The organism is Acinetobacter sp. BY419, assembly GCF_019038395.1.
Taxonomy (GTDB): domain Bacteria; phylum Pseudomonadota; class Gammaproteobacteria; order Pseudomonadales; family Moraxellaceae; genus Acinetobacter.
Window position 1 is genome coordinate 24,326 of record NZ_JAGFXZ010000035.1, and the last position, 6,087, is coordinate 30,412.

At 42.8% G+C, this 6,087-nt stretch carries 7 protein-coding genes and 1 pseudogene; 5 read left to right on the plus strand and 3 right to left on the minus strand.

Going from position 1 to position 6,087, the window contains the following annotated elements:
- Positions 1-41: 41 nt before the first annotated feature.
- Positions 42-1,295, plus strand: coding sequence for an MgtC/SapB family protein (locus tag KUG37_RS12365; RefSeq protein ID WP_216937058.1), 1,254 nt, complete (start codon positions 42-44; stop codon positions 1,293-1,295).
- A 1-nt stretch (position 1,296) separates the two neighbouring features.
- Here the strand turns inward: KUG37_RS12365 and tsaA are convergent, their stop codons facing one another.
- Entirely contained in the window at positions 1,297-2,016 is a 720-nt protein-coding gene (tsaA, locus tag KUG37_RS12370) for a tRNA (N6-threonylcarbamoyladenosine(37)-N6)-methyltransferase TrmO (RefSeq protein WP_216937059.1), read from the minus strand.
- A 102-nt stretch (positions 2,017-2,118) separates the two neighbouring features.
- On the opposite strand from tsaA, the gene KUG37_RS12375 reads away from it, so the two are divergent.
- A complete protein-coding gene (locus KUG37_RS12375; RefSeq protein WP_216937060.1) occupies positions 2,119-2,898 on the plus strand; it encodes a ferredoxin--NADP reductase in 780 nt (259 codons plus the stop codon).
- A 49-nt stretch (positions 2,899-2,947) separates the two neighbouring features.
- Here the strand turns inward: KUG37_RS12375 and KUG37_RS12380 are convergent, their stop codons facing one another.
- On the minus strand, positions 2,948-3,574 hold the full coding sequence (locus tag KUG37_RS12380) for a cation transporter (RefSeq protein WP_216937061.1): 627 nt from the start codon (positions 3,572-3,574) through the stop codon (positions 2,948-2,950).
- An 85-nt stretch (positions 3,575-3,659) separates the two neighbouring features.
- Here KUG37_RS12380 and KUG37_RS12385 point away from each other — a divergent pair, with 85 nt between their 5' ends.
- The 3 genes from KUG37_RS12385 to KUG37_RS12395 all read left to right on the plus strand — a co-directional run bounded on the left by KUG37_RS12385 (position 3,660) and on the right by KUG37_RS12395 (position 5,869).
- Positions 3,660-4,070, plus strand: a complete 411-nt coding sequence (locus KUG37_RS12385; protein ID WP_216937062.1) for a Cd(II)/Pb(II)-responsive transcriptional regulator — start codon at positions 3,660-3,662, stop codon at positions 4,068-4,070.
- 132 nt (positions 4,071-4,202) lie between these two features.
- Positions 4,203-5,612 carry a tRNA 5-hydroxyuridine modification protein YegQ gene (gene yegQ / locus KUG37_RS12390; protein WP_216937063.1) on the plus strand — a complete coding sequence of 470 codons (1,410 nt, stop codon included), beginning with the start codon at positions 4,203-4,205 and terminating at the stop codon, positions 5,610-5,612.
- A gap of 2 nt (positions 5,613-5,614) precedes the next feature.
- Positions 5,615-5,869 carry a YfhL family 4Fe-4S dicluster ferredoxin gene (locus KUG37_RS12395; RefSeq protein WP_216937064.1) on the plus strand — a complete coding sequence of 85 codons (255 nt, stop codon included), beginning with the start codon at positions 5,615-5,617 and terminating at the stop codon, positions 5,867-5,869.
- Positions 5,870-5,976: 107 nt separating this feature from the next.
- On the opposite strand, the pseudogene KUG37_RS12400 reads toward KUG37_RS12395, so the two are convergent.
- Positions 5,977-6,087 (minus strand): annotated as a pseudogene (locus KUG37_RS12400) (IS5/IS1182 family transposase); the annotation flags it as partial.

Sequence of the window (6,087 nt, forward strand, 5' to 3'; positions counted from 1 at the left end):
CTATATTTTAAACAGTCCGTCTTAAATCGCTGAGGCCGAATATGGATTTTAGCGCAGTGCCCCTTAATAGCATCAGCTCTTTTCAGGACCTTCTGACCATTTTGGCTGCAGCACTGGGCTGCGGTTTACTTATAGGCTTGGACCGGGAACGTCATAAACAGCGTGAAAGCCATCCTAGTTTTGCTGGATTACGCTCCTTTGCTCTCAGTGCCTTGATGGGTGCACTCTGTTTTTTATTCGGCATGGTCATTGGACTGACGGGTGCACTGATTATTGGGGGGATAGTCATTTTCTCCCTTCGAAATCAGCCTGAAGACCCGGGAATTACCACAGAACTTGCTTTTCTTATGACTTATTTTATTGGGGCAATGTGTCTCTGGAATATTCCGCTGGCTGCGGGTCTGGCAGTCTTGTTAACCATCATTTTGATGGCCAAACACTCCATGCATAATATTGCCGGAAAATGGATTAAGGAAGCCGAATTCAGGGATGGACTACTATTACTTGCGCTGATTCTGATCGGTTTGCCGCTCACTCCTGACCGTCCATTATGGGGAGATGTTCTTAATCCCTATGTCATCTTAAAATTACTGACCCTGATTTTAGTGGTGCAAGCCTTAGCCCATATTGCTAAACGTTTTTTATCAACTAAAAATGCCCTCATGCTCTCTTCACTGGCTTCAGGCTTTGTTTCCAGTACTGCAACCATTGCCCAATTAGGCCTGCAGGTGCGCAAGGGCGAAATGGATGCTCAGCCAAATGCCGGGGCTGCACTGATGTCGTGTGTCTCGACCCTAGTCTTGCTGCTTATTGTCGTGGGAGGTGTGTCTTGGGCCTGGCTTAAAATCCTGCTCCTTCCTTCTCTGGTTGCCATGGTTATTCTGGTCGTCTGCGCATTTCTATTATTGCGCAAGGCAAAACCGGTCCAAGATTTGGAATCTGCAGACAGCCCGATGTTCAGCCTGAAAGAAGCTCTCATTATTGCAGTGACTTTAACGCTGATTCAGGCCGGAATTTATGCACTTGAATTATGGCTTGGCAATGCCGGCTTATTGGCCGGCACCTTACTTGCCTCCCTATTTGAGGTTCATGCTGCAATGGCAGGTGTGGTTATTCAGGGAGATCCTTCCAATCTCCATCTTGTTTACGCCTTGCTGCTAGGTTTGGCTACCCATGCACTGGCCAAATCTGTGAATGCTGCCCTAACTGGTGGATTTAAATTTGCCCTGTATTTTGCTCCTGTACAAATTCTTCATATGGCAGTTTTGATTGGGATATTGTGGTGGAGTCTATAAATTAGGAAGGAGCATGATGGATAGCAGTAATTATCACTTGCTGAGCATGCACTTTGAAATGGATATCTACCGTAGCAAACTTCATCCCATAAATCCGTTCTTCATCATCCTGATATGCTGGTCTTGGATCTAGAGATAAAACGGCTTCCAGCTCCTGAATATTCTGTAGAGAGATTTTCCTACATTTCAATAAATGCTGTTTTTGCTGTGCAGCTTCTTCAGGCCAAATTACCGATTTACGTTGTGGCTCATCCTGTGCATAACCACTTTGTGCTTCAAGGATAGCATCCGAATATTGAATATAAGGTTTGATATCCACAATGGGTGTGCCATCAAGCAAGTCACTCCCCGTAACATATACCCGAACATGCTTGCCCACCTTGCTCACTTCTTTGAGTTTGACCACAGATAAACCAATTGGTGAGGGGCGGTACATGCTTCGCGTGGCAAACACGCCTATTTTCTTGTTGCCGCCCAAACGTGGCGGACGCACTTGTGGACGAAACTGGCTGTTGTGCTGGTTTTTATTGTCATGAAATTGCCAGACCAGCCAAAGATGACTGAACTCTTCAATTCCTTCAAAGGCCAGCAGATCATTATAAGGGCCGACCATTTCGATATAACTTTCGACCTGAACCAAATTTGGCTGCCGTGGAATGCCAAATTTCTCTTTGTAGGGTGATTGCATATAACCAATAATCGGCAATTTAAGTTCAGTCATCACTTTTTCTGATAAGCTCAATTAAATATATTCAGTTTATCGAGAATGAATTTAGATTAGAATAGCAACCTGTTCTAATTTGATAATTTATTGAGACCTTTAATGGCTGCTTTTAACGTCGAAAAGATTACTCACGTCCACCACTGGAATGATACTTTATTCTCTTTTAAAACGACTCGTGACACTGCTTTGCGTTTTAAAAACGGTCAGTTTGTAATGATCGGCCTTGAAGTCAATGGCAAGCCGTTAATGCGCGCATATTCAATTGCAAGCGCCAACTACGAAGAAGAGTTAGAGTTTTTCTCAATTAAAGTGCCTGATGGTCCTCTCACTTCAATTTTACAAAAAGTAAAAGTTGGCGATGACATTCTGATTTCTAAAAAACCGACAGGTACATTGGTACTGGATGACCTGAATCCAGGTAAAAACCTGTACCTTCTTTCCTCAGGTACGGGTCTTGCACCTTTCTTGGCGACCATCCGAGATCCAGAAACTTATGAACGTTTTGAGAAAATCATTATCGTTCATGGTACCCGTTTCATTTCAGAACTGGCTTATCAAGATTTAATCCTGAATGAAGTGCCAAATCACGAGTTCTTCTCGGAACTTGGTGCGAAAGAAAAACTTATCTATTACCCAACCGTAACCCGTGAAGAATATCCAAACCAAGGTCGTGTCACGACTGCGATTGAAACCGGTGAGCTGTTTGAAAAAATCGGTCTGCCACGTTTCAACCCGGAAACTGACCGTGCCATGCTGTGTGGTAGCCCGGCATTCCTGGACGATGTTGCTGCACTACTTGATCAGCACGGTCTGAAAGAATCTCCTAAAATGGGTGTTCTGGGTGACTACGTGATTGAACGTGCATTTGTTGAAAAATAAGATTTGCTAAAATTAAAAACCGGACGTTTAAGTCCGGTTTTTTTTTACCTTAAACCTGAACTTGCTTCGAAGATGCCCGTTCTAGCAGTGCCTGTTTGATCACCTGATATCCTGCCGTCAATCCCAGACTTGCCATAATCACAGCAACTATAATATCCGGCCAAAGGCTGCCTGTACCAAATACACCTATGGCTGCCAAGATGACCGCAAAGTTGCCAATTGCATCATTTCGGCTACAGAGCCACACTGATCTCATATTGGAATCACCTTCACGGAAGGCGTAGAGAATAGCTGCTGTAAATACATTTGCTATCAAGGCTAGCACCCCTATCAATCCCATCGTCAGTGCTTCTGGCGGAATGCCTTGAAGATAGGCATAAATCACTTTGCCAATCACCACCAGACCAAATACGGCCATGGTCAATCCTTTGATGAGCGCAACTGTTGCGCGCCAATACAGGCTTGCACCGAGTACCGCCAAAGAAACCCCGTAATTGACCGCATCTCCAAAGAAATCTAGCGCATCTGCCCACAAAGCCGATGAATGTGCATAAGCCCCACCCACTATCTCTACAATGAACAATGTCAAATTAATGAATAGTGCAATCCATAAAGCTGTTCTGAATTTGCTATTGGGCTTAGGTGGTGCAGGTTCATGACTACAACTACAGGCCATATAATTCCCCGATGATTGTTTATACTAAATACGATATAGTTATTAGAAACTATGGAGTAACTCCAAGGTCAAGCATGAGGGGTATATGTCGGTTTATTTAATTTCAGAAATGGCCAGAAAGACCGGTTTAAGCACCGATACCATACGCTTTTATGAGAAAAAAGGCTTTATCCAGCCGAATTTTCGAGCAAGTAATCAGTATCGCTATTATGGCGGAGACGCATTAAAAAGACTGCTTTTTATCAAGCGTTGCCGTGCCTTGGACATGTCGTTAAAAGAGATTGAAACCCTGATTGAACTTGAACAAAATCCGGAGCAGGAATGTGGTGCAGTGAATCAGCTGATTGATCAGCATTTAGAGGATATCTCTAATAAAATTAAAGAATTACAAATATTCGAACAGCAACTGATCACACTTAGAAAGAGTTGTAATACTCCGACCACAATTGATCATTGCCAGATTTTAAAAACGCTTGAAAACTCTAAAAATAATTGAATCGTTAAGATATTTTATAGAGGCCTCTGACTTAAAATAAAACCGGATTTTATACCCAAACACTGTATTTCCGAGTGATTTACTAGGTTGAATCCAAATTTTAGATAGCTAGAATAAAGCCGTACTTTTTCTATGTCTTTCGATTTCATCATGAGCATAACCCGCGTTACCGAACTTCTCTCACCCGCTGGCTCACTGAAAAATATGCGCTATGCTTTCGCTTATGGTGCAGATGCAGTCTATGCCGGCCAGCCGCGCTATAGCTTACGGGTTCGTAATAACGAATTTGATCATGACAATCTCGCAATTGGCATCAAGGAAGCACATGACCTTGGCAAGAAATTCTATGTCGTCGTCAATATTCAACCACATAACTCCAAGCTGAAAAATTTTATCCGTGATCTGGAACCTGTGGTCGCCATGCAACCGGATGCGCTGATCATGTCCGATCCGGGCCTCATTATGCTGGTGCGTGAACATTTTCCACAGATGGACATTCACCTGTCGGTACAGGCCAATGCCGTCAACTGGGCAACCGTAAAGTTCTGGAAAAGCATGGGCCTGACCCGTGTAATTTTGTCACGTGAACTTTCAATTGAAGAAATTGCAGAAATCAAACAGCAAGTACCCGATATGGAGATTGAGGTCTTCGTGCATGGTGCACTGTGCATGGCTTATTCCGGCCGTTGCATGTTGTCGGGTTATATGAACAAACGTGATGCCAACCAGGGTGCCTGTACCAATGCCTGCCGCTGGGAATATAAAGTTCTGGATACCAAGGAAGATGCAACCGGTGATGTGATTCCGCTAAAAAATCTGGATTCAGGCTGCTGCTCCAAAGATGCCGACGAAGCACATATGCAGGCACAACACCAGTTCAAGGAGCCCGTCCTGTTACAGCGCAATGAAGAAGAGATGTTTGCCGCTGAAGAAGATGAACATGGCACTTATTTCATGAATTCCAAAGATCTTCGTGCAGTCCAGCATGTAGAACGGTTAACCAAAGTAGGTGTGCATTCACTAAAAATTGAAGGTCGAACCAAATCCTATTTCTATTGTGCCCGTACCGCCCAAATTTATCGTAAAGCCATTGATGATGCTCTTGCAGGAAAGCCTTTTGATCCAGCACTCATGACCCAACTGGAAGGTCTGGCAAATCGTGGTTATACCGAAGGTTTTTTGCGTCGTCATGTGCATAGTGAATATCAAAATTATGAAAATGGCTCTTCCAGTTTTGATCATCAAATTTTCTGCGGTGAAGTATTAGAGCGAAATGGGGATTACATCAAGATTGATGTGAAAAACCGCTTTGTGGTCGGTGATTCTTTAGAATTGATGACTACCCAAGGCAATATCACCTTTACTTTAACCGAAATGAAAGACAAAAAAGGTAATCTGATTGAAGATGCCAAAGGCTCAGGTCATATCGTCGAGATTCCAGTTCCGGCAGATGTAGATATGCAATATGCGCTGCTAATTCGTAACCTGCCAAGCTCGACTGCAGATATTTCGGCATCTTCACTGGCTTATCAGGCGAGTTAAATATGGCACTGCTGATTACCGACAAATGCATCAATTGCGATATGTGTTTACCCGAATGTCCGAATGAGGCAATTTACGAGGGTGCGAATGTCTATGAGATCGATGTAAATCGTTGTACGGAATGCGTCGGTTTTTATGAGCATCAGACCTGTGTAGATGTCTGCCCGATTGAATGTATTGTTCCACATCCGAAGCATCGTGAAACACAAGAACAATTAATAGAAAAATTTAAAGGCTTGAATCTATTTAAATCTTAAACAATTAATAAAATAATAGATGCATTATTGTTTCTAAAAACAACCTTGGGGAAAGTATAAAAATAAGGGTTGAAAACAAAAACCATATAGAAGACTTCTTTCATAAGTCATTTTTTACTCATTTCAATATTGTAGATTCCAGCAATTAAATTGAATCTTAAACCCAATCTTTTTCCTCGATTACGATATCGCTCGGCAAGGATTTTGAAAGTTTTTAA